Origin of the sequence: Streptomyces sp. NBC_01276 (assembly GCF_041435355.1) — a bacterium.
Taxonomy (GTDB): Bacteria; Actinomycetota; Actinomycetes; order Streptomycetales; family Streptomycetaceae; genus Streptomyces.
On the sequence record NZ_CP108443.1, the window covers coordinates 354,654 to 374,278 of the forward strand.

General features: G+C 70.5%; 18 protein-coding genes and 3 pseudogenes. 9 read left to right on the forward strand and 12 right to left on the reverse strand.

From position 1 onward, the window contains the following. Positions 1-134: 134 nt before the first annotated feature. Complete coding sequence (locus OG295_RS38920; protein WP_331738517.1) at positions 135-668, reverse strand: hypothetical protein; 534 nt, start codon at positions 666-668, stop codon at positions 135-137. A 656-nt stretch (positions 669-1,324) separates the two neighbouring features. Between OG295_RS38920 and OG295_RS38925 the strand changes: the two genes are divergently transcribed. Beyond that, positions 1,325-2,083, forward strand: a complete 759-nt coding sequence (locus OG295_RS38925; RefSeq protein ID WP_331738520.1) for a trypsin-like serine protease — start codon at positions 1,325-1,327, stop codon at positions 2,081-2,083. Positions 2,084-2,471: 388 nt separating this feature from the next. Here the strand turns inward: OG295_RS38925 and OG295_RS38930 are convergent, their stop codons facing one another. Then, on the reverse strand, positions 2,472-2,951 hold the full coding sequence (locus OG295_RS38930; protein ID WP_331738522.1) for an SRPBCC family protein: 480 nt from the start codon (positions 2,949-2,951) through the stop codon (positions 2,472-2,474). 59 nt (positions 2,952-3,010) lie between these two features. On the opposite strand from OG295_RS38930, the gene OG295_RS38935 reads away from it, so the two are divergent. Further along, positions 3,011-3,592, forward strand: coding sequence for a TetR/AcrR family transcriptional regulator (locus OG295_RS38935; protein ID WP_331738524.1), 582 nt, complete (start codon positions 3,011-3,013; stop codon positions 3,590-3,592). A gap of 63 nt (positions 3,593-3,655) precedes the next feature. Further along, positions 3,656-4,139, forward strand: a pseudogene (locus OG295_RS38940) (transposase); the annotation flags it as partial. Here OG295_RS38940 and OG295_RS38945 read toward each other — a convergent pair. After that, positions 4,124-4,429 (reverse strand): hypothetical protein, encoded by a 306-nt coding sequence (locus OG295_RS38945; RefSeq protein WP_331738526.1) that lies wholly within the window; start codon positions 4,427-4,429, stop codon positions 4,124-4,126. The pseudogene OG295_RS38940 and the gene OG295_RS38945 sit on opposite strands and share 16 nt — an antisense overlap. Positions 4,430-5,308: 879 nt before the next feature. Between OG295_RS38945 and OG295_RS38950 the strand changes: the two genes are divergently transcribed. Further along, positions 5,309-6,925 carry a tetratricopeptide repeat protein gene (locus OG295_RS38950; RefSeq protein ID WP_331738530.1) on the forward strand — a complete coding sequence of 539 codons (1,617 nt, stop codon included), beginning with the start codon at positions 5,309-5,311 and terminating at the stop codon, positions 6,923-6,925. Positions 6,926-7,668: 743 nt separating this feature from the next. On the opposite strand, the gene OG295_RS38955 is transcribed toward OG295_RS38950, so the two are convergent. Further along, the gene (locus tag OG295_RS38955) at positions 7,669-8,499 is read right to left on the reverse strand and encodes an enoyl-CoA hydratase/isomerase family protein (protein ID WP_331738532.1); all 831 of its coding nucleotides are present in this window, start codon (positions 8,497-8,499) and stop codon (positions 7,669-7,671) included. A gap of 122 nt (positions 8,500-8,621) precedes the next feature. Here OG295_RS38955 and OG295_RS38960 point away from each other — a divergent pair, with 122 nt between their 5' ends. Continuing rightward, complete coding sequence (locus OG295_RS38960; RefSeq protein WP_331738534.1) at positions 8,622-9,005, forward strand: helix-turn-helix domain-containing protein; 384 nt, start codon at positions 8,622-8,624, stop codon at positions 9,003-9,005. A gap of 443 nt (positions 9,006-9,448) precedes the next feature. On the opposite strand, the gene OG295_RS38965 is transcribed toward OG295_RS38960, so the two are convergent. After that, entirely contained in the window at positions 9,449-10,162 is a 714-nt protein-coding gene (locus OG295_RS38965; RefSeq protein ID WP_331738537.1) for an alpha/beta fold hydrolase, read from the reverse strand. 280 nt (positions 10,163-10,442) lie between these two features. Here OG295_RS38965 and OG295_RS38970 point away from each other — a divergent pair. Then, a pseudogene (locus OG295_RS38970) lies at positions 10,443-10,514 on the forward strand (hypothetical protein); the annotation flags it as partial. A 339-nt stretch (positions 10,515-10,853) separates the two neighbouring features. Beyond that, a pseudogene (locus OG295_RS38975) lies at positions 10,854-10,972 on the forward strand (IS5/IS1182 family transposase); the annotation flags it as partial. 67 nt (positions 10,973-11,039) lie between these two features. Here the strand turns inward: OG295_RS38975 and OG295_RS38980 are convergent. Genes OG295_RS38980 through OG295_RS38990 form a run of 3 tightly spaced genes read right to left on the reverse strand, consistent with a single transcriptional unit; the run spans position 11,040 to position 12,755 of the window. Continuing rightward, on the reverse strand, positions 11,040-11,864 hold the full coding sequence (locus OG295_RS38980) for a DUF4232 domain-containing protein (protein ID WP_331738539.1): 825 nt from the start codon (positions 11,862-11,864) through the stop codon (positions 11,040-11,042). Further along, positions 11,854-12,381 carry a SigE family RNA polymerase sigma factor gene (locus OG295_RS38985; protein WP_331738541.1) on the reverse strand — a complete coding sequence of 176 codons (528 nt, stop codon included), beginning with the start codon at positions 12,379-12,381 and terminating at the stop codon, positions 11,854-11,856. Before OG295_RS38985 ends, OG295_RS38980 begins: the two co-directional genes overlap by 11 nt. Further along, positions 12,378-12,755 (reverse strand): hypothetical protein, encoded by a 378-nt coding sequence (locus OG295_RS38990; RefSeq protein ID WP_371681491.1) that lies wholly within the window; start codon positions 12,753-12,755, stop codon positions 12,378-12,380. The genes OG295_RS38985 and OG295_RS38990 overlap by 4 nt, the downstream gene beginning before the upstream one ends. A gap of 28 nt (positions 12,756-12,783) precedes the next feature. Between OG295_RS38990 and OG295_RS38995 the strand changes: the two genes are divergently transcribed. Beyond that, positions 12,784-13,200 (forward strand): DUF4232 domain-containing protein, encoded by a 417-nt coding sequence (locus OG295_RS38995; RefSeq protein WP_331738545.1) that lies wholly within the window; start codon positions 12,784-12,786, stop codon positions 13,198-13,200. Positions 13,201-13,454: 254 nt separating this feature from the next. Here the strand turns inward: OG295_RS38995 and OG295_RS39000 are convergent, their stop codons facing one another. From OG295_RS39000 to OG295_RS39010, 3 genes are all read right to left on the reverse strand, one after another. Then, positions 13,455-14,777: a UDP-glucose/GDP-mannose dehydrogenase family protein gene (locus OG295_RS39000; protein WP_331738547.1), complete on the reverse strand. Its 1,323-nt coding sequence runs from the start codon at positions 14,775-14,777 to the stop codon at positions 13,455-13,457. 85 nt (positions 14,778-14,862) lie between these two features. Continuing rightward, positions 14,863-15,150 carry a hypothetical protein gene (locus OG295_RS39005; RefSeq protein WP_331738549.1) on the reverse strand — a complete coding sequence of 96 codons (288 nt, stop codon included), beginning with the start codon at positions 15,148-15,150 and terminating at the stop codon, positions 14,863-14,865. A 718-nt stretch (positions 15,151-15,868) separates the two neighbouring features. Continuing rightward, on the reverse strand, positions 15,869-16,306 hold the full coding sequence (locus OG295_RS39010) for a hypothetical protein (protein WP_331738551.1): 438 nt from the start codon (positions 16,304-16,306) through the stop codon (positions 15,869-15,871). Between the two features lie 309 nt (positions 16,307-16,615). Here OG295_RS39010 and OG295_RS39015 point away from each other — a divergent pair, with 309 nt between their 5' ends. After that, complete coding sequence (locus tag OG295_RS39015; RefSeq protein WP_371681492.1) at positions 16,616-17,104, forward strand: hypothetical protein; 489 nt, start codon at positions 16,616-16,618, stop codon at positions 17,102-17,104. Between the two features lie 1,371 nt (positions 17,105-18,475). Here OG295_RS39015 and galE read toward each other — a convergent pair. Then, complete coding sequence (galE, locus tag OG295_RS39020; protein WP_331738557.1) at positions 18,476-19,471, reverse strand: UDP-glucose 4-epimerase GalE; 996 nt, start codon at positions 19,469-19,471, stop codon at positions 18,476-18,478. Between the last annotated feature and the right edge of the window lie 154 nt (positions 19,472-19,625).

The following is a 19,625-nucleotide window of genomic DNA, read 5'->3' on the forward strand; positions in this document are numbered from 1 at the left end:
ATGAGCCGTCCACCCGATCGAGACCATCGAGGCCCACCGCGCCTTCATCACCCGGCGCCTCGCCTCGCCGGCTCCGGGCGGTGGACGCCGGAGCCGTGCACCACTGCGCGGCATGGAACGCGCGATGGCCGGGCTCACCAGGTCAGGGTGACGAGCACGGTCCCTTCGGTGGTACGGACCGACACCTTGCCCGTGTCGCCGTAGACCTCGCGCCGCCAGTCGGCGAACAGCCGGGCCAGGCGGAGCGCGGCGTTGCGGCTGAGGGCGTCGTCGGTGAAGTAGGAGAAAAAGGTGATCCTCGCCTCGCCGACGGCGCTCACCTTCCGGACACGGGTCTCGCGTACGGACTGCTGGGAGACGGTGCCGTCGTCCGCCTTGGTGAGGTGCTGTCCGAGGTAGGCCTGGAAGTCCCGGGTCATGTCGAACCAGTCCGCAGGCCCGCAGGGGCCGCCCCCGTTGCCGATCTCCCCGTCGGTCGGCGGACCGGCGCCACCGTCGGCGGCCTCCTGGTCGGTGGGCGGGCCGGCGTACCCGCCGGTCTCCTCGTCCGTCGGCGGGCCGGCGTACCCGCCGGTCTCCTCGTCCGTCGGCGGGCCGGCGTACCCGCCGGTCGGGTCGTCAGTCGTCGTGTCGAGGCCGCAGTCGGCGGTCGGTGAGAGGGAGGGCACGGGTGCAGGTCCTGAGGCCCCTCCCGGTGCCGTGCTGCCGCACCCCGCCATCAGGGCGCAAAGGAACCCCGCCACCACCAAGCGCCCGGCTGCCGGAACGGTCTTCCCCGCCATGCACTTCCCCCCTCGGTCACTCATCAAGAGGGGATCCCACCGGTGCCGGTTCCCCCGTCCCGGGACTACCGTCGGGCCATGGGGGACGGGTGCCACACGAGAAGGCGCGAAGGCCGAAGGCGGGGCTGTCCTTCAGGCAGCGGGACGTCGGCTGGTTCTTGACTCGACCGCGCCGTCAGCGTCCCATGCCCCCGTCATCCCCGTTCCCGGGGCCCGTTCGAGCCGGATACCGGCAGGGCAGAGCCGCCTGCGCCCGGATGGTCCCCGCCCAAGCGTTCCCGGCCGGAAGCCGTGGCGGACGGTTCCCACGCCGGCTTCGGCGCCGCCACCGGCGCCGGGGGCTGAAGGGATGGAGACCCGGTGTCCGGGCTGGTCAGCGCCTTGAAGTACCGTGCGCTGACCTCAGTGGAGAAGGGATGACGACCGTGAGACGAGCTCGGAGTCGGGCAGCGGCTGGAGCGCTGCTCGTTCTGGTCGCTGGATGCGGACCGATTTCGCACGCGTCGAAGACGACCGGGGGTGGGGCGGCGGAGCCGAAGACCATGGCGCGTGAGGCGGCTCTCGACGCGGCCGAGCAGCAGCGGATCGAGCAGTACTGGATGGGCCACGGGATCGCAGGGATGGCGATGGCCGACCGGTCCGACGCCTTCGTGCAGCCGGAATGGGACAAGGGCGGTGTCGTCGCCCGCACCGTCGGCCGCATCTTCGTCACGGGCGGGGAGGACGCGGCCTGCACAGCGACGGTCGTCGGCACGAACACCGTCGTGACCGCGGCCCATTGCGTGCGCACGCCCCTGTCCGACGGATCCTCGCAGACCGCGACATGGGACAAGAACCTGTACTTCGTGCCCGGCTACCGGGACGGACAGAGCCCCCACGGCGGGTTCACCGTACGCAGGGTGCACATGGCCGAGGACTGGCAGGCCGACGGCAACGACGTGGCGATGCTGGAGATGAACCCCGCTGCGGACGGGCGGAGCATCTCGGCGGTGGTCGGAGCCCAGAGGATCGCCTTCGGCGCGAAACCAGGAAGCCCGGTCCACCAGTTCGGGTATCCCTACACGAGCCGGGTGCTCCATTGCGAAGGTCCCGGCACGCAGCCGCGGCGCGCGCCGCAGTTCTTCCGGATTCCGTGCCTCATGGGCGTCGGATCCAGCGGCGGCCCGTACATGGTCGACCTCGATCCGGCAGGTGTGGGGACCGTGGTCGCCGTGAACGTCAGCAGTGACGACGCCTACAGCTACGGCACGGCCCTGGGGCCCCTCGCCGGCAAGCTCTTCGCCCGGTCCGAACACCCGTGAAAGCGGGGCTCGACCGCTGGCGTCGGGTGATCGCGTCGCGATCGATCGCCATCGCGATGCCCTTGGTGCGCGAGTCCGCTTGTGTACGGGCCGTTGCCGACGGGCTTGGCCGGGCCGGTCGGCGTGGTCGGTGAAGAAGACCCTGGGCAGCAGGAGGAAGGTCTGGTGGCCGAGTGTCCGCGGCCAGGTGCCGTACATCTGCTTGCGGGCGACCGTGAGGTCGGGCTCCACGACTCATCCAGGGCCCGATGTCACCCCGCGAGGAGTCCCCACACACCTCCGGTTGGACTGATTGCGACCTCGCGCCCCGCTGCTTTCACCCTTGGGAGTCAGGCGTCGGTGGTGGGAGACAGCCGAGCTGTCCGGCCGGCAACGTCAAGCGACGAGCTCAGTGCTCCTGGGGGGCGATGGCCATGAGCAGCCGGACGTACGGGGACCAGCGGGCGCGTCGCGCCGGGTGCTCGGCACGGTCGAGGCTGTCCTCCAGCAGTGCGTCGTGCAGCCAGCGGTAGGCCAGCGGCCAGCTCAGCCGGGCGATTCCGGTGACCCGCATCGACAGGGTGTGCCGCAGCACCGTGCGCTCGTCGTCGACCGGCAGCACGGCGTACTCGTGGAAGCCGTGGAAGCCGCGAGGGCCGCTGAAGGCGAAGCGGATCCAGGTTCCCGGGACGTACGCGGCGACCGTGTAGCGGACCGGGCCGTGCCCGCCCGTCGCGCCCGCGGACAGCGGGCGGTCGAACTCCATGGGAGACCAGGTCCGGTGCGGCCAGAGTCGGTCGGCCGACCCGTCGGAGAGGGAGTCGAGGAGGGCGCCGACCTCGGCCGCCTTCATCGGGAGCAGGCGTTCGTGGACGTTGTGGACGGGCATGGCGAACTCCTTCAATTGGAGAGTGACCTCTAATTGAAATGGAGGGTACTCTCTGATTCATGCCGAGACCACCCCGCTTCGACGCCGACGAGCTCCTCGACGCCGCCGTCCTGCTGGCGGCAACCGGCGGCCCGGCCGCAGTCACCATGTCCGCCGTCGCCCAGGCCGTCGGCGCGCCCAGCGGATCCGTGTACCACCGCTTCCCGGGGCGCCCTGCGCTGCTCGCCGAGGTGTGGCTGCGTACCGTCGAGGGCTTCCAGGAGGGCTACCTCGCCGCGCTCGCCGGCGACCCCGACCCCCGCAGGGCCGCCCGCGCCGGCGCCCGGCACGTCGTGGCCTGGAGCCGGGCCCACCCGCGGGAGGCGGCGCTGCTCCTGTACGGCGCCGAGGAGTTCGGCCGGGCCGGCTGGCCCGAGGAGTACCGGGAACGCGCGGATCGGGGCAACGAGCGGGTGTTCGCCCGCCTCGGCTTGGTCGGCGAGGCCGTCGGTCTGACCGGGCCCCAGGGCCGGGACCGGATCGCCCTGGCCCTGATCGACCTGCCGCTCGGGGTGGTCCGCCGCCCCTTGCGGGCAGGCCTCCCGCTGCCCCCGCACGCCGAGGACCTTGCCGAGGAGTCCGCTGCGGCCCTGCTCGGCTGAAGGGTGTGGCAGAGGGCTGGGCCCGGTCAGGGTTGATGTGCCGCTGACCTGCTGTTCCACCCAGTGAGGGCGGGACGTCTTTGGACGCTTTGCTTTGAAGACCGCGTGCTACTGGTCGTCGCGTACCGGTGGACCGACCTGACGGCGCGGCAGCTCACGCTCTTGTCCGGCGTTTCGGAGCCCACGGGCGCCCGCGCTGTCGATGCCCTGGGGCCGCGTCTGGCATTGATCCAGGGGCAACGCTTCCGCAAGGGGCACCGTTGTCATCGTGGATGGCACGCTCGTGCCCACTCGCGATCACACCGCCGCCCAGTGATCCGAGGACCACCGCTACTCCACCAACCACCAGGTGGTCGTCGACGCGGACACCCGCCGGGTCGTCGTTGTCGGCCGGCGGCTGCCGGGAAACCGCAACGACTGCGAGGCCTGCGAGGCCTGGGAGGCCTGGGAGGAGTCGGGCGTCAAGGCCGCCGTCGGTGGCGCAGTCACTATCGCCGATGGCGGCTGTCCAGGGACCGGCCTCGTGATTCCTCACCGCTGTCGGCGTAACGGGCCTTGACCAGTTTCTGGTAGTCGCTGAGCGACGCCGACGCCTGGCCCGCCAAGGCCCTGCCGGGCCTCGTCGTTGAGTGGTTCGACGGTGGTGAGCTTGAGCTGGTACCAGCCGCGGATCTGTGGCTCGGTGAAGACCAGCATGCCCAGGGTGGGTTTGCCGGCGTACACGGCGTCGCTGTCGCCGTCGCGGATGGCCGCCAAGTGCCAGCCGCCGCCCTGGGTGGGGGCGAGCACGACGGTTGCGTTGCGGCCGGTGACGGTGGTGCTGAGCGAGGAGACCAACTGCGTCAGCTTGACCGCCTCGGTGGGCAGCGGCTTGGCGGTGCCCGCTACGAACCCGGGGGTGATCTAGTTCCGTGCCACCGGGTCCCTGATCGTGAAGACCGGGAGATCCTGGCACGGCTCGGCCGTTTCGGGGAACGTCTGCACCGGCCCGCCGGCACCGCCGACGGGCACCGGAGTGCGCAGGAAGCGGCAGACCGCGTTGCGTACATCGGTGGACTTCACCGCGTCGAGGGCGGCCTGATAGTCGGGGATGTCGGCCGGGAGAGGGTCCTTGGCCGGGACCGCATGGGCCGGACAGCAGCGCGGATGCACTCAGTGCGATGACGATGGACAGGCCGGGAGAAGCGAGAGCCCGTCCGCTTGCTGGACATTTCGGTGTCGCGCATGTCGCCTGCCCTAGCGGGAGATGCCGATGCGGGAGTGCGTCCACTTGGACGAGCTTCGCTCACGTGGTCGTTGTAGTTCCACCACGTGTACATGGTGGTGTCCGGCCACGGATCGGCCACGGCGATCGTGTTGTTCGACCTGTCGAAGCCGGGGTCTGCTGGTCGGGATCGAGCTTGCGGACCAGCGTTGCGTACGAGATACCGAGCCGCCAGACGATTCCCTTCAACGCCTTCAACGGGCGAGGCTGCAAGGCCCTCGGGGCTGAGTACGGCCAGCTGCGGACCGGAGGGCCCTGATCGGCGCCTCCGCTGATCAGGGCCCTCCGTGCTGTCCGGTGGCTGGTGCGAGATTCGGACCTGCGTAGCTCGCGCGACAGGTCCGCGGACCGCCCAGCGGTTTGAGTCGAACACCTGAACTGGACCGCCCAATCATCTACGCTCCGTCAGAAAGACCTTGTTGCAGGTGTGCTCAACCCGAGGGGGGACAAGGATGCGTGCGAGAATCGTCCGGTTGGTGGGGCAGGCCGGCCCGTTCCTGACCGCCGCGGCACGGGCCTACGGCGGGGCTGTCCTGGCCCGGGCGGAGGATCCCGCCGCGGACGCCACCGCCGACCTCGGCCGCCGCATCCTCCAAGCCGTATCGCGCCACCGCTGCGAACCCGAGCAGGCCGCGCTCGCGGCAGCGATTCAGGAGGTTGCGGACGACCCTGAGGACGCAGATGCTCTGGCCGCGTTGCGGAAGTTGCTGAAGCGAGCCCTGCGTAAGGACGCCGACCTACGGGCCGAGGTCGCCGCCCTCCTGTCCGCTCCCCCCGCCGTGGGCGCGACGGTCACCGCCTCCGGCACCATCCCGCTCCAACAGGCCGCCCTTGCCCGGGTCGAGCGGGTCCTTGGCGACACCCACCCCGACACCCTGACCAGTCGCAACAACCTCGCGCTCGCCTATCAGGCAGCGGGCGACCTGGACCGCGCCGTCCCCCTGTTCGAGATCACCCTCAGCCAGTCCGAGCGGGTCCTCGGCCACACCCACCCCGACACCCTGGTCAGCCGCAACAACCTCGCCGCCGCCTACCAGGCAGCGGGCGACCCGGACCGTGCCGTCTCCCTGTTGGAGGCCACCCTCACCCAGTTCGAGCGGGTCGTCGGCGACACCCACCCCGATACCCTGAGCAGCCGAAACAACCTTGCTTCCGCCTATCAGGCGGCGGGCGACCTGGGCCGCGCCATCCCTCTGTACGAGACCACCCTCGTCCAGCGCGAGCGGGTCCTCGGCAACAACCACCCCGACACCCTCGTCAGCTTGGGCAACCTCGCGGGCGCCTACCAGGCGGCGGGCGACCTGGACCGTGCCATCCCCTTGCACGAAAATGTGCTCGCCCACTTCCAGCAAGCGCTCGGCGACACCCACCTCGACACCCTGACCAGTCGCAACAACCTCGCGCTCGCCTACCAGGCGGCGGGCGACCTGGACCGCGCCGTCCCCCTGTTCGAGACCACCCTCACCCAGCTCGAACGGGCCCTCGGCGACACCCACCCCCACACCCTGAGCAGCCGGGCCAACCTTGCGCTCGCCTACCACACAGCGGGCGACCTGGACCGCGCCGTCCCCCTGTACGAAACCACCCTCATCCAGCACGAGCGGGTCCTCGGCAACAACCACCCCGACACCCTCATCAGCTTGGGCAACCTCGCCGCCGCCTACCAGGCGGCGGGCGACCTCGACCGTGCCATCCCCCTGCACGAAAATGCGCTCGCCCACTTCGAGCAAGCCCTCGGCGACGCCCACCCCCTCACCCTGAACTTCCGAGAGAACCTCGCCGGCGCCTACCAGGCAGCGGGCGACCCGGACCGTGCCACCCCCCTGCACAGGACCGTCCTCAGCCAGCGCGAACAGGTGCTCGGCAACAACCACCCCGACACCCTGAAAAGCCGCAACAACGTCGCACTGGCCTTCCTTTCCGCGGGCGACCCGCACCGTGCCCTCCCCCTGTTCGAGACCACCCTCAGCCAGTGCGAGCAGATCCTCGGCGACACCCACCCGACCACGCTGGCCGTGCGGACCAACCTGGCCATCGCACGTGACGCAGCGTCTGACCCGGAGTGGTGACGCCGAAGCCCGCCTCGACCGGCCCGGAATCGGCCGCGCCGAAGCGACCGGCCACGGCCACACCCCGCACACCGTCCCCGACGGTGCCCGAGCGCCGGCTCGCCCCGGATCCCGACCCCCGCGCCCAGGCCGGCCGGCAGTACACGGCGGCTCGTCCCGGTCGCGGTCGTGGAGCACGCGTCCGCCCTTGTCGGGGTCGTCGAGGACTTCCTCAGGTTGGGGGCGTGCGAGCAGTCGCCGCCCGGGCATTCGAACGTGCTACCCAGGCTGGGACAAACGACTCCGATCATGAGGCGGCGCACCGTGTGCACTCGACACCGGAGGCCCTCCGGACGGCGTACGGGGAACGCCGAAGGGGAGGCCGTACCCGTCCGGAGGGACGACGACCGTGTCGCGCCACACCCGGCAGGCGGCCAGTGGAGCCTCGCAGGCCCGCACGCGCGTCCCTGGATCTGCTCCCAGGACAACTCGCTCACGGTGGGCACTGCTACGTCCTGGCAGCGGACGGCGGCAGGGGGGAGCAGGCTGCGCTGATCGCGGCACGGGGCGTGCGCGTACAGCAGCACCCGGGGGTCCGCAGCTGGCGTCCTGCCAACCCGATCGGTCGGGCGGTCCCGGAGGGCCCGCGATTCACGGGGCTGGTCTCGGCGTCCACGGCGCCCGCTTGCGTCGCCTTGGGGCCCGAGCTCGCAGGAGGAAGCTTTCGGGCGGCGCCGCGGTGACGGCTTTGGGATACCGGCATGTCAGGCCAGGCCCCGGAGCAGAGCCTCCAGATCACGCTCGCCGTGACGGCTCTGGGCGCCGTTGGCCAGTCCGTCGCGGATCAGCCGCTCGGCCGCAGGGCGAACGAACTGGCCTGCCCAGGCCTCGTGTTCCCGCAGGAGCCCCTCGGCCAGGTCCTCAGGGACGATGGCACGCTTGGCCGCCGCGATCACCCCGTCGGGCAGGGCGGCGATGTTACGGGCGAGGCGGTCGACGACCCCGTCGAGTTCGTCGGCTGGAACGGCCCGGTTGACCCAGCCGTAGCGCTCCGCGGTTTCGGCGTCGTAGAGGTCGGCGCCCAGCACCGCCTCCAGGGCGCGATTGCGGCCGATCCGGCCGGTGAGGTACTGCGTGCCCCCTCCACCGGGGACGATGCCCATGAGAGCCTCGATCTGGCCGATTCCGGCGCGTCCCATCGCCGCGAACACCATGTCCGCGGCCGTGACGAACTCCGCCCCGCCCCCGCGCGCCGTCCCGGCAAGTTTGACGATGGTCACCTGCGGCTGGTGCCGGAGCAGTTCCCCCAGGGCCTGGAAGACGTTGACTCCGTCCGGAAGGCCGGCCGCGAGCTCGTCGAAGGCGTCCGGCGTGTCGACGAGCGTCATGTCGACGTGCGCGATGAAGAACTCCGGGCTGGCGCTGTCGAACACGATCACCCGTACCGAGTCGTCATCCCTCAGCACCGTCAGCAGGCGCCGGAGGTCGGCCATCATGGCGACGTTCAGGATGTTGACCGGTGGGTTGTCGAGGGTGACACGGGCTATGCCGCCCTTGAGGCTGACCCGCAAGGTCGCGTAGGCGTCTTGGCTCATGAAGATCTCCGATGGGTACCTGATACGCATCTAGGTTCCTGATGCATACTCACAGTGCTGCGACGGGCAACCGGCGTCAATAACGCACTTTCGGCATCGCTAGGATCGCGAAGGATACCGACATGGACATCTCCGAAACCGGCGCCGACGCCGGCACCGTCTACCGGTCCGACTGCCCCAGTCGCCCGATCCTCGACCAGATAGCTGACAAGTGGTCGATGATGGTGATGGCGGTCCTTGACAGGCCCACCCGGTTCAACGAGATCAAGCGCCGTCTTGAGGGCGTGACCCAGCGGGTCCTGACCCAGACGCTGCGCCGCCTGGAGCGCAACGGAATGATCGTGCGCCGCGTGCTGCCAACCTCTCCGGTGGGGGTCGAGTACTCCCTCACCCCGCTCGGCGAATCCCTGCGGGAGCCGTTCGGCCGGTTGTACGACTGGACCGTCGACCACGCGGACGAGATCCGGGCGCACCAGATGAACTACGACCAACGGGTTCAGAAGTGAGAAGGCGGTGCTCGAAGACTCCTTCCGCCGGAGCCGGCCTGCTCCGGACACCACTGCGGCGCCGGATCCCTCACACTCGGCGTGCATCTGCTCTGGGCCCCGCCGAGCGGCCCGGACGTGAGCGGAGCCGACCGGGTCTGCCCTCCTCGCGACCCGCGGCCTCTCCCATCCCGGCACCCGCAGTGCACCGGACGTGGAAGCGGCCTTCGACAGGCGCCCGTCGGCGCCTGCGGGTCCGCATCCTTCGCAGGTAGTTGGCGGGGGTGCGTACTGCCTCCCGGCCCATGGCGAGGTCCGCCCCGTCGAGGCTCGGCGGTGGAGCAGGCGCAAGCTCGGTCTCAGGTGCCCAGCCTGACTGCGGCGTACGTCTTCGGCATAGGCCTCGGGCTGTTCCCAGGCCGCGAAGTGACCGCCTGCCCGGTGTTCCACATAGTCGCGAATGTTCAGGAACGCCTCGGCGTAGCTTCGCGGCTCCGGTTTGATGTCGTGAGGGAAGACGGACAGCACGGTCGGCGTGTCGAGCCGGTCGGGAAGGTCGACCGGCTCGACGTAGGTGGTGAAGGAGGTGCCGATCGTGCCGGTGACCCAGTAGGCGCTGACCCAGGTGAGGAGCTCGTCCGTGGTGAAGGCCGATCCGTCTGACCAGGACTCCAGGGCGTGAGCTTCGCCGGGTCCGCCGCAAGCGCACGCTGCGGGGCGGTGTTCGTGAGGTGCAGGGCGGCCACCCGGTCCGGGTATTCGGCAGCGAGGACTTCCGCGACGGTGCCACCCACGTCGCCGCCGGACAGCGTGTACCGCGAGTATCCGAGCTCGTCCAGCGCGGCGGCGACGATCCCGGCAATCTGATGGGACGACATGCCGGAGGTGGTGAGCGGGGCCGCGAACGGGAAGCCCGGCAGCGCAGGGACCACGACGTGCAGATCCGTCAGCAGCGGCAGAACCCGCTCGAACCGCAACACCGAGTCCGGCCAGCCGTGCAGCAGCACGACGACCGGGGCGTCGGCGTGCCGTGGGGCGCGAACCGCCGCTGGGAGGGCTTGACGTGCCGTGTCTGCCCCTTCTTCTCCACGTGAGAGTGCAGGGTGCGCCTCACGGAGTCGTTCGTTTCCACCATGACCTCGTCCGGGGCGAGCGGGAAGTGGTCGTGGAGAAGGCACAGACCGAAGCGGTTCGGGTTCCCGTGCTTTTCGAGCACCTCGACCAGGTCCCGTAAACGAACCTCGCGTCCGACGGCCCGAGCCCTTCCGCTTCCTCGAAGCGGGGGAGCGGCTTCCTTGTGGTGGCTTTCTTCGGGTGGGTCATGGCACGTCCTGTGGATGGTGGGCAGGAACCGTCGGACATGACGGATGCGGAATGGGCCGAGGTCCGTGCTGTTCTGCCGGTGCCAGCCTGGCTGGAGGGCCGGGCGGGTAGCCGGAGGGCTACTGCCACCGGCAGATGGCCGACGCGGTCCGCTATCTGGTCGCGGGCGGTATCACGTGGCGGTCGACGCCCTCGGACTTCCCCGCCTGGGACCGCGTCTACGCATTCTTCCGCTGCTGGCGCGACAAGGGCCGGACCGCCGAGTTCCACGACCGGCTGCGGGACCGGATCCGTGCAGCCGCCGGACGCGACCGGGAGCCGACGGCGGGCGTCATCGACGCCCAGTCGGTGAAGGCGGCTGCCTCGGTGCCGGCCGCGACCAGGGGCTCGCCGGGGAGACGTGCTGGTGAACCGCTTCCAGTTCGTCGCCGCTCACCAGCGCCGCTACGGCGTGAGGCGGATCTGCGTCATCGTGGCGCGAAGGCCTCGCCCGCCTCGGTGTCCCCGGTCGTGGTGCGGTGCCTGCGGCGGGCCGCATTCTTCATCGCAGAGTTCGTCCTGCTGGACGGCACTCTCGCCGAGTGCGACCGCGTCGCGTCGGCGACAGCCCGGCGGACCACTCGGCCAAGCATCGCCGACACGGCGCGAACGTCCAGGTCGTCACTCTTGCCCGGCGGACGGAACGCCCACGCGCCGGCGGAAACAGCCGGCGAGCGTTCTGGTCGGGGTTGGTCAGGACGACATGATGAAACGCAGGGCGAGGCCGGAAGCGGTGATCCAGTAGGTGACGCGGGCCCCGTCGTCGAACGGCACCTGGCCGGGCAGGCCGACGTTCACCGGCTCGCTCGGCTTGCTGCCGGGATGGGGGCCCTGGAGGCTGAGGGGCAGGGTGTTCGTGTCGTACGTGTCCATGTGGCCCCCGCTGGCGAGGAGAGCCGCGTACGCCTTCTCCCCCGGAGCGAGAGTGGCGGGCGCGTCCTTGCTGTCCTCGATCACGGCGATCGGGGCCCTGGCGTAGGGGAACTTCAGGTACGGGTACGCGTAGAGGCTGCACTTCTTGCTCCCGGTGTTGGTGACCGTGAGGAGGAGGTGCCTGACGGGCTTGCCGTTCTCGTCCTCGTTCGTCGCGGAGAACGCGAGGTCGGACACCGCACACGCGGCAATCGCGGCAGGCGCAGTGGCGGACGCCGCACCAGCCGTGGGGGCGGTGGGGGCGGTGGGGGTTGGACCGGCGAGGGTTGGCGCAGTGGGGGAGGGCTCGGTGGACGAGGGCACACTGGCGGTGGGCGCAGCGGGCGAGGCAGCATCGGCCGTGGGCGCAGTGAGGGAGGCGGCGGGGGGTGGTGCGGGGTTCTGGTGGGGCTCCGGGCCACCGAGGGCCGTGGTCAGGGTGAACGCGAGGGCTGCGACCACTGCGACGGTGCCTCCCGCGAGGGCGGAGTGCCGGCGACGGCGCCGGGAAACGGCCCGGCGCCGGACCTCCGCACCCGTCGTGGGTGCGGGGCATGCGGCGTTGTCGGCCAGCTCGCGCAGGGCGGAGGACAGGTCATCGGCCACGGTCTTCCTCCTTCTCCTCGCCACTTCCGCCCACTACACCGACCTCACTGGCAGGCAGCAGCTTGGCGAGGGCTGCCCGGCCACGTGACAGGCGGGCCTTGACCGTACCGGTCGGTGCGCCGGTCTCGGAGGCTACCTGCTCCACACTGAGGTCACACAGGTGGTGCAGCACTATCGCCAGGCGCTGGGGCTCCGGGAGCTGCCGCAGCGCCGCGACAAGGGCGACGTGCTCGGGACCGGGTCCAGGGGCGTGATCGGGTGGCGGGGTGCGGCGTACCAGCTCCAGCCACCGCCGCGCCCGCCGCCAGTGGCTGACCGCGAGGCGCATCGCGACGGTGCGGATCCAGGCTTCGGGCGCCTCGGTGGCAAGGATGTCACGCCGCCGGTCCCAGGCACGTACGAAGGCTTCCTGAACAACGTCCTGGGCCTGACCGAGGTCACCGGTGAAGGAGTACACCTGGCCGACGATCCGTGGGAACGCCGACGCGTAGAACGCGTCGAACTCGTCCTCCGTCATACCGCCCCCGGTCCCAAAACTTTTCCGATCCGCATGCAACCCGCCGAATCCTGGCGTGCGTACAGGTCGTGTACAGCGAAGAACATCACACAGGGGGTTCTGTTGACCAGGGAAAGCAAGGTAATCAGGAAGGCGGCGGCCGCGGCCGTCCTCGGTGCGCTGATGCTCGCGTCCACGGCATGCGAGCCGAGCGGGGCCGACGTATCGGGCGCCTCCCAGACCTCGGTGCAGCCGAGCGCGACGAACTCGCCGAAGACGGGCGAGACGGCTTCGGCGGAGCCGGGCGAGGCTTCGGCGAAGCCCGGCGGTGGTTCGGCGAAGCCGAGCGCCGGTTCGGGCAACACCGCCCCCACGGCTGGTGCGGCGTCCGCCACTGCGCCTGCCGCGATTGCCGCGTGTGCGGTGTCCGACCTCGCGTTCTCCGCGACGAACGAGGACGAGAACGGCAAGCCCGTCAGGCACCTCCTCCTCACGGTCACCAACACCGGGAGCAAGAAGTGCAGCCTCTACGCGTACCCGTACCTGAAGTTCCCCTACGCCAGGGCCCCGATCGCCGTGATCGAGGACAGCAAGGACGCGCCCGCCACTCTCGCTCCGGGGGAGAAGGCGTACGCGGCTCTCCTCGCCAGCGGGGGCCACATGGACACGTACGACACGAACACCCTGCCCCTCAGCCTCCAGGGCCCCCATCCCGGCAGCAAGCCGAGCGAGCCGGTGAACGTCGGCCTGCCCGGCCAGGTGCCGTTCGACGACGGGGCCCGCGTCACCTACTGGATCACCGCTTCCGGCCTCGCCCTGCGTTTCATCATGTCGTCCTGACCAACCCCGACCAGAAGGAAAGGGACAGCACCAGCTGTCCGACCACACCACGCTGCGCCTGGGCGGCCCCGCGCCGCTCAGGCTCAGCCACACCCACGAAGCCGGCCGGCCAGACCTCGCCCGCACCGCCGCCGCGCACTCCGAGCAGCCGTTCACGCTCGGCGGAGGCAGCAACACCCTCGCCGGCCCCCAACGTAGGCCTTCTGGTGTGCTTCGGCGTCTGCCTCGGCATGCCTCAGGCGCGGGGTGCGGGACTACTTGCCGGGGCGTCCGAGCTGGTGGACGGTCCAGCCGGCCGTGCGCCAGGGCTCCGGGTCAAGGGTGGTGCGGCAGTCGACGAGGAGCGGGCTGGCCGCGCGGACTGCCAGGTGCTGAGGGTCCGCCTGGCCGTATTCGGGCCATTCGGTGGCCAGGACGACGAGGTCGGCTCCGTCGACGGATGCGGGCAGGTCGTCGGTGTAGTCCAGTTCCGGGTTGCGGGTCATGGCGGTGGCCACGGCCTGCGGGTCGTGGACGGTGACGGTGGCGCCGGCTTGCTGGAGGGTGTGGGCGAGCGCGAGCGCCGGACTTTCCCTCACGTCGTTGGTGCCGGGCTTGAACGCGGCGCCCCATACGGTGATCCGGGCGTTCTTGACGGAGCGGTCGCCCAGGGCGTCGCGGACGAGGCCCATGGCGACGGCGGTGCGGGACTCGTTGATTTCCTCGGCGGCGCGCAGCAGGGTCGCTGCCTTGTCGGCGCCGAGCCGGCGGGCGGAGGCGGTGAAGGCGCGGACGTCCTTGGGCAGGCAGCCGCCGCCGTAGCCGATGCCTGGCCGCATGCCGCCGCTGCCGATCCGGGGGTCGATGCCGAGGATCTCCACGATCTGGGAGACATCGGCGCCCGCGGCGTCGCACATGTCGGCGACGGCGTTGATGTAGCTGATCTTCAGGCCGAGGAAGGTGTTGGCGGCGCCCTTGGCGAGTTCGGCGGTGGCCGGGTCGGTGACGAACAGGGGGACCCCGGCGTCCAGGATCGGGGCGTAGACGGCGCGGACCGCCTTCTCGGCTACGGTGGTGGTGAGGCCGACGATGAGCCGGTCGGGCCGCAGGGTGTCCTCGACCGCGTGTCCCTCGCGGAGGAACTCCGGATTCCAGGCCACCTCCACCGCGGTGCGAGCGGGGGCGAGGCGCTGGGCGAGGGCGGTGACCTGGACGGTGGTGCCGACGGTGACCGTGCTCTTGCCGACGATCGTGCACGGCCGGGTCAGGTGCGGGGCGAGTTGGCGGACCGCCCCGAAGACCTGCCCGGTGTCGTACGAGCGGCCGTCCGCGTCGATCGGCGTGCCGACACCGATGAAGTGCAGTTCGGCGAACTCGGCGGCCTCGCGGATGTCGGTGGTGAACCGCAGGCGTCCGCTCGCGGTGTGCCGGGCGAGGAGCTCGGGCAGGCCCGTCTCGTAGATGGGGCACTGGCCGGAGTTGAGCCGGTCGACCTTGGCCTGGTCGACGTCCACCCCGATGACTTCGTGACCCAGTTCGGCCATCGCCGCCGCGTGCGGGATGCCGAGGTGTCCGCAGCCGATGACTGAAATGCGCATTCCTTGACTCTCATCCTGGGAGGGGCCCGCGTGGCGGGGCCGGGGAACGACCCCAGAGGCTACCGCCGTTCTCCGGCCCCGCATTTCACGCGCTGGCCGAGTTGAGGTTCAGCAGCCGCTCCAGCTCGCCGATCGCGACGGCGGCCGTCTGCCGTACCACGACGTCACCGCTCTGCGGGGCTTCCGGTGGATACGCGAACCAGGTGCCGTCCGGACGGGGGAATCCCTCCGGGTCGACGATGAACACCTTGAGGCCGGCCGCGCGGGCCCGCTTGGCCACCCACCGCCGGTCGGCGTGCAGCCCGAGCACGACCAGCGCCTTCGCGTCGGGGTGGAAAGTGGCCGGCGGGATCCGCTGGTCGTAGCGGCGCATGGCGCATGAACTCCTCCTGGAACCCGGCGCGGGCGCCGAGCGCATCGAAGCTGTTCGTGATGAACGGGCCGACCGTGTGCCCGGCCCCCTCCAGGCGCCTGAGCGCATGCAAGGCCTCCGTGACCTCGGCGTTGAAGCACGCCCGGTACATCTCCGACAGCTCGCCGACCTTGTCCACGGTGCCGAGGAACATCTCCGCGAGCAGCGGGTCCCGGCCCGGTGCGAGGACGAACGTGAAGCCCTTGCGCAGCTGCTCGGGCCGGTGTGCCACAGCCCGGTCAGGAGATCGTCGTGGATGACCAGGACGCCCCGCTCCCGGCAGATCTGCGACACCCGCCGCAGGTATCCGGCCGAGGGGCACGAAGGCGCCGCCAGTGGTCCCGTTGATCGGCTCGATCAGGACTGCGGCGACGTTCTCCGCACCCCTGCCGTCGATGGCCCGTGCCACCTCCTCAGCACACGGGGCGCCGCACCCGTGCCCTTCGTGGGGCGTGGCCGTGCGTTGGCGGGTAGGGCGCGGGAGAGGCCGGGCCCAGGTCGTAGCGGTCCTCGGGACGGATTGCGGATCTGGTTGCCCGCGACCACGAGGGTGAACATGCTGTTGCCGTGGTAGCTCAGGTTGGAGGTGAGGAAGTCCCCGCGCCGCTTCCCGCCGCGGACCCCGCGCGATGTTCCGCGCCGCCCACCGCGACCTCCACGCCGAGCGTCCCGCACGTGGTCAGCGCGACGGAGTCCTCCGATGGCTTCTGAACTGGACCTTCGTGTTGCGTAGGTGTTCGCGACGCGCTCCATGAACCCTCTTCTGGCTCAGCCACCGTCCGACCGGCTTGTCGAGTGCGCTCGCGTGCCGCGGTGCGGTGGTCCGCGGGTGCGGAGGACTGTGAGGTCGACCCGGCGGCCGGGCCGGTGCAGCCTTGAGCGCGACGAGGTACTCGCGGCCGCGCATGACGAAGGTGGCCACGCCCGCCCGGTTCGCTTTGAAGGGTGCCTCGTGCGGGAGTGCGTACACCTTGGCGTACTCCTCGCCGGCGTCGAAGCCCTGCACGACGACGCCCAGACGGATCTCCTCGCCGGCCCGCTCGTTCACGCGGCGGTTGCGGATGCGGTCGGAGGTACCGCGTTTGAGCCTTGGAAATGGATCGGTCTCCGTGTACACGGTCCGGCCCGGCGGCCCGGGCCGGTTCCTTGTCCGAACGGCTGCGCGGTCCTTCCGTACTTGAGAGGATCCGTCCGGGGAAGCCGTCTCGATTCGCATCTGGAGGGACACATGCACCGCGCGCGTGCGTCATCGGTAGTGCCCGCCACCTTCGTGGCCGTGCTTCTGGCCGTCTCGGGATGTTCAGGAGGTGGCGAGCCCGCCGCCAAGGCCCCGGCTCCTTCGCCCTCCGGGCTCGTGCACTACGCGCCCGCCACAGGCTCCGCCGCTCCGGCCGCGAGCGCGTTGCCCACCGCGCCCAAGGAGTGTGTGAAGACCGCCGGAATGAGCGTCGAACAGCTGACCGGCTATCTGAAGGAACTCCGCAGCGCCAGCGGGGACTACCAGACCAAGGGTCTGATGTTGGACTCCTCCGGCCTGAACTTCACTCCGGAGGACATCAAGCGCCCGTGCGAGTCGGTCCCGGTGAAGCTCGCCCACTACTGGGTCGACTTGAAGAAGACGCACGAGGCCAACGTCGTCAGTGGGGCCCGCTACGAATATTCGTACACCCTGGTCGGCATCGCCTCCCATGCGGTCGGCCCGCAGGACGGCCGGGTGCCCGACACCGCGCCGCCGGGGCCCTCGGTCTGTCGTGGCACGCTCTCGGTGAGCTACCTCGGCGAAGACCTCCCCTTGAAGGCCCTGCCGTACGACCTGAAGCTGGTCGACACCACCGCCCCCGGCCCGGTCACGGTGCAGGGCGACGGGGTGCTGTCCGCGATCTATGTTTCACCCCCGCACCCCGATTCGTGCTGACGCCGAACCCGTCTCCCACCGGCGGGCTTCGAGACCCTCGGCGAGCCGGCGGCTGCCCACAAGCGAGGGGTTGGATCTCGGCGAGGAGCATGCGCAGGGTGAGGCTGTGTTTCTCGGGTGGGAGGGCTTTCATGGCGGTGGTGGCGTGGGCGATGCCGCCGACGCGGTCGCCGGAGCGGGCGAGCATCAGCCCCTGGTGGAGCTTGAGGTGCCTGGCGAAGCGGGGCAGGCTCGGGGGGAGTACGGCCAGCGCCTGGTCCTGTGCGTCGGCCGCGGCCTTCTCGTCGCCGAGTCGGGCCAGGAGCAGGGAGCGGAAGACGTTGAGCCGCCACCAGGGGACAGCGTAGTCGGAGGTCTGCTGGTCTTCCCGCGTTCCCGCCGGGCCACGTACTCCCGCGTCATTGTGGTCGCGTGCCGGGTGTTGATCTCGTCGGCCGGACGGGCCTGCGACCAACCGTGCGCGGTGCGCAGCTCCCGGATCAACTCCCCGGTGTCCATATCCCCATCTTGCCCCCGCCATTGCCCCTCCCCGGGGCCTTTCGGCAGGCCGAGGTACGGGTACCGGCCAGCATGCGAAGGGGCACTCCCGTGACCGAGACGACCGACCACACCCACGCCCCGTCCCCACTGGTGGTGCGTCTCGTGGACGCGGCGGGTGACTTAGTCAGCGAGTTGCGGGTTCTGGCACAGATCTTGGGGAGTCGTCGCGGAGGGTTACGGTGCCGTTCGATTGCGAGGGCCGCCGTGAAACCCGGCTGCCTGAGTCGAACGCTCGCCGCGTAGCCTCCGTGCATGAGCGTTGATCCGTTGATCTCTTGATCTTCTTGATGCGTCCGGGTGCTCCGACCACGGCCCAGCCGACGGCCGGGCTGCTGAGAAACACATCGAGGGCGGGATCCACTGCACGAACCGCGCCCGCTGCATGCACGTCCCGGCCCGCACCTGACCCAACCTCGCCAACACGGCGAGGCCCGCCCCCCTCCGCACCCCGGTGCCGGGGGCCCTTGCCACCTCATGCCCCGGCCTCGACGGCCGGGGCCCGACCCGGGCCCGCGGACGGGCCACGATAGCCCTCGCAAGAGGTCGTGGACAGTGCGCTGCTGATGTCGGAGCACGGGCCCCGGGGCTCCGGTGACCCGGTGCGACTACGAACCCGCCGAAGGGGACGGCGGGGACGGAGGGCGAGGGGACGGTGGGCACGTCGGCCGGTTCGTGTGGCGGGGTGGCGTCTCGTAGCCTCAGGCGAGCGGATCTGCAAACAGCGGTGGAACACCGCGTGGATGGCACCGGCCATGCGGCACCTGCCCGCCCTCGAAGCCGACCTCCCCCCGGACCGGATCACCCGGGAGGAGTGAGAACGAGAAAGACGCGTCAGTCCTTCAGCAGCTTGTCGCGCACGGGGATCCAGTCCAGAGCTGAGCGGATGCCTTCCTCGATGGACAGCTTCGGCGTCCACCCCAGCAGCTCGGCAGCCCGGTCGCTCTTGGTGTAGCCACCGGCCACGTCACCCGGGCGCGGGTCGGCGTCGATGGTGGTCAGGGGTGTGCTGACAACGCGGTTGAAGGCGTCGCACAGCTCCCGGACCGTGGTGCCGGAGCCCGTGCCGAGGTTGATCGCGATCGAGCGCTTCGACTCTGTGAGGATGGAGTCGAAGCGCTGGATCGCTGCGATGTGCGCTGCGGCGAGGTCCCAGACGTGCACGTAGTCCCGGATGCCGCTGCCGTCGCGCGTCGGGTAGTTCGTTCCCGTGATGGGGAACGGGCGGCCTTCCTGGTGTGCCTGGATGAGCACCCCCAGTGCGTGGCTTGGCCGCCTGAGCTGAAGGCCGGTGCGCAGCTGGGGGTCGGCCCCGACCGGGTTGAAGTATCGCAGCGACAGCACCCGCGGCCCGGCCACGGAGATGTCGGCGAACATGGCTTCGCAGTGCGCCTTGGTCCGTGCGTAGGGGCTCTGCGGCGCCAGCGGCGAGTCCTCGTTGACCGGTGAGCCGTCCTCGGCCTGGTAGATGGAAGCCGAGGAGCTGAAGACGATCCGGTCGCACCGGTTGCGGTGGAGGTGGCCGACGAAGGCGAGGCTCTTGCTGACGTTCGCCTCGTAGTAGCCGATCGGGTCCGCTACGGACTCCGGTACGACGATCAGCGCGGCGCAGTGCACCACGGCGCAGATGTCAGGGTGCTCCGAGAAGATCCGGTCGATCAGTGCACCGTCCGCGATGTCGCCCTCATAGAAGGTGCGGCCCTCGGTGAACTCGCGGCGGCCCCGGACGAGGTTGTCGAGGATCACGGGCGTGATGCCAGCGTCTAGGCAGGCCGACGCGATGGTGCTGCCGATGTAGCCGGCTCCACCGGCGATGAGGACGGTTGTCACGATGATCTCTTCCCGGTTGTTCAAGCCCCAGTAGGCAACCGGCACCCAGGCTAGCGGAGAAGCATGAGGGTCACCGCGGGTCACTCTCCGGTCCCTCCGGACCGACGGCTGGATGCCCCGAAGTTCGATGCGAGCGACGGTGTACCGGGAAAGG

Bases quoted from the DNA above. Each gene is read 5' to 3' on its own strand.
- OG295_RS38950 (WP_331738530.1), top strand. From the start codon at position 5,309: ATGCGTGCGAGAATCGTCCGGTTGGTGGGGCAGGCCGGCCCGTTCCTG.
- OG295_RS38925 (WP_331738520.1), top strand. From the start codon at position 1,325: ATGGCGCGTGAGGCGGCTCTCGACGCGGCCGAGCAGCAGCGGATCGAG.
- OG295_RS39005 (WP_331738549.1), bottom strand. From the start codon at position 15,150: ATGCGCCGCTACGACCAGCGGATCCCGCCGGCCACTTTCCACCCCGAC.
- OG295_RS39000 (WP_331738547.1), bottom strand. From the start codon at position 14,777: ATGCGCATTTCAGTCATCGGCTGCGGACACCTCGGCATCCCGCACGCG.
- OG295_RS38960 (WP_331738534.1), top strand. From the start codon at position 8,622: ATGGACATCTCCGAAACCGGCGCCGACGCCGGCACCGTCTACCGGTCC.
- OG295_RS38985 (WP_331738541.1), bottom strand. From the start codon at position 12,381: ATGACGGAGGACGAGTTCGACGCGTTCTACGCGTCGGCGTTCCCACGG.
- OG295_RS38935 (WP_331738524.1), top strand. From the start codon at position 3,011: ATGCCGAGACCACCCCGCTTCGACGCCGACGAGCTCCTCGACGCCGCC.
- OG295_RS38930 (WP_331738522.1), bottom strand. From the start codon at position 2,951: ATGCCCGTCCACAACGTCCACGAACGCCTGCTCCCGATGAAGGCGGCC.
- OG295_RS38955 (WP_331738532.1), bottom strand. From the start codon at position 8,499: ATGAGCCAAGACGCCTACGCGACCTTGCGGGTCAGCCTCAAGGGCGGC.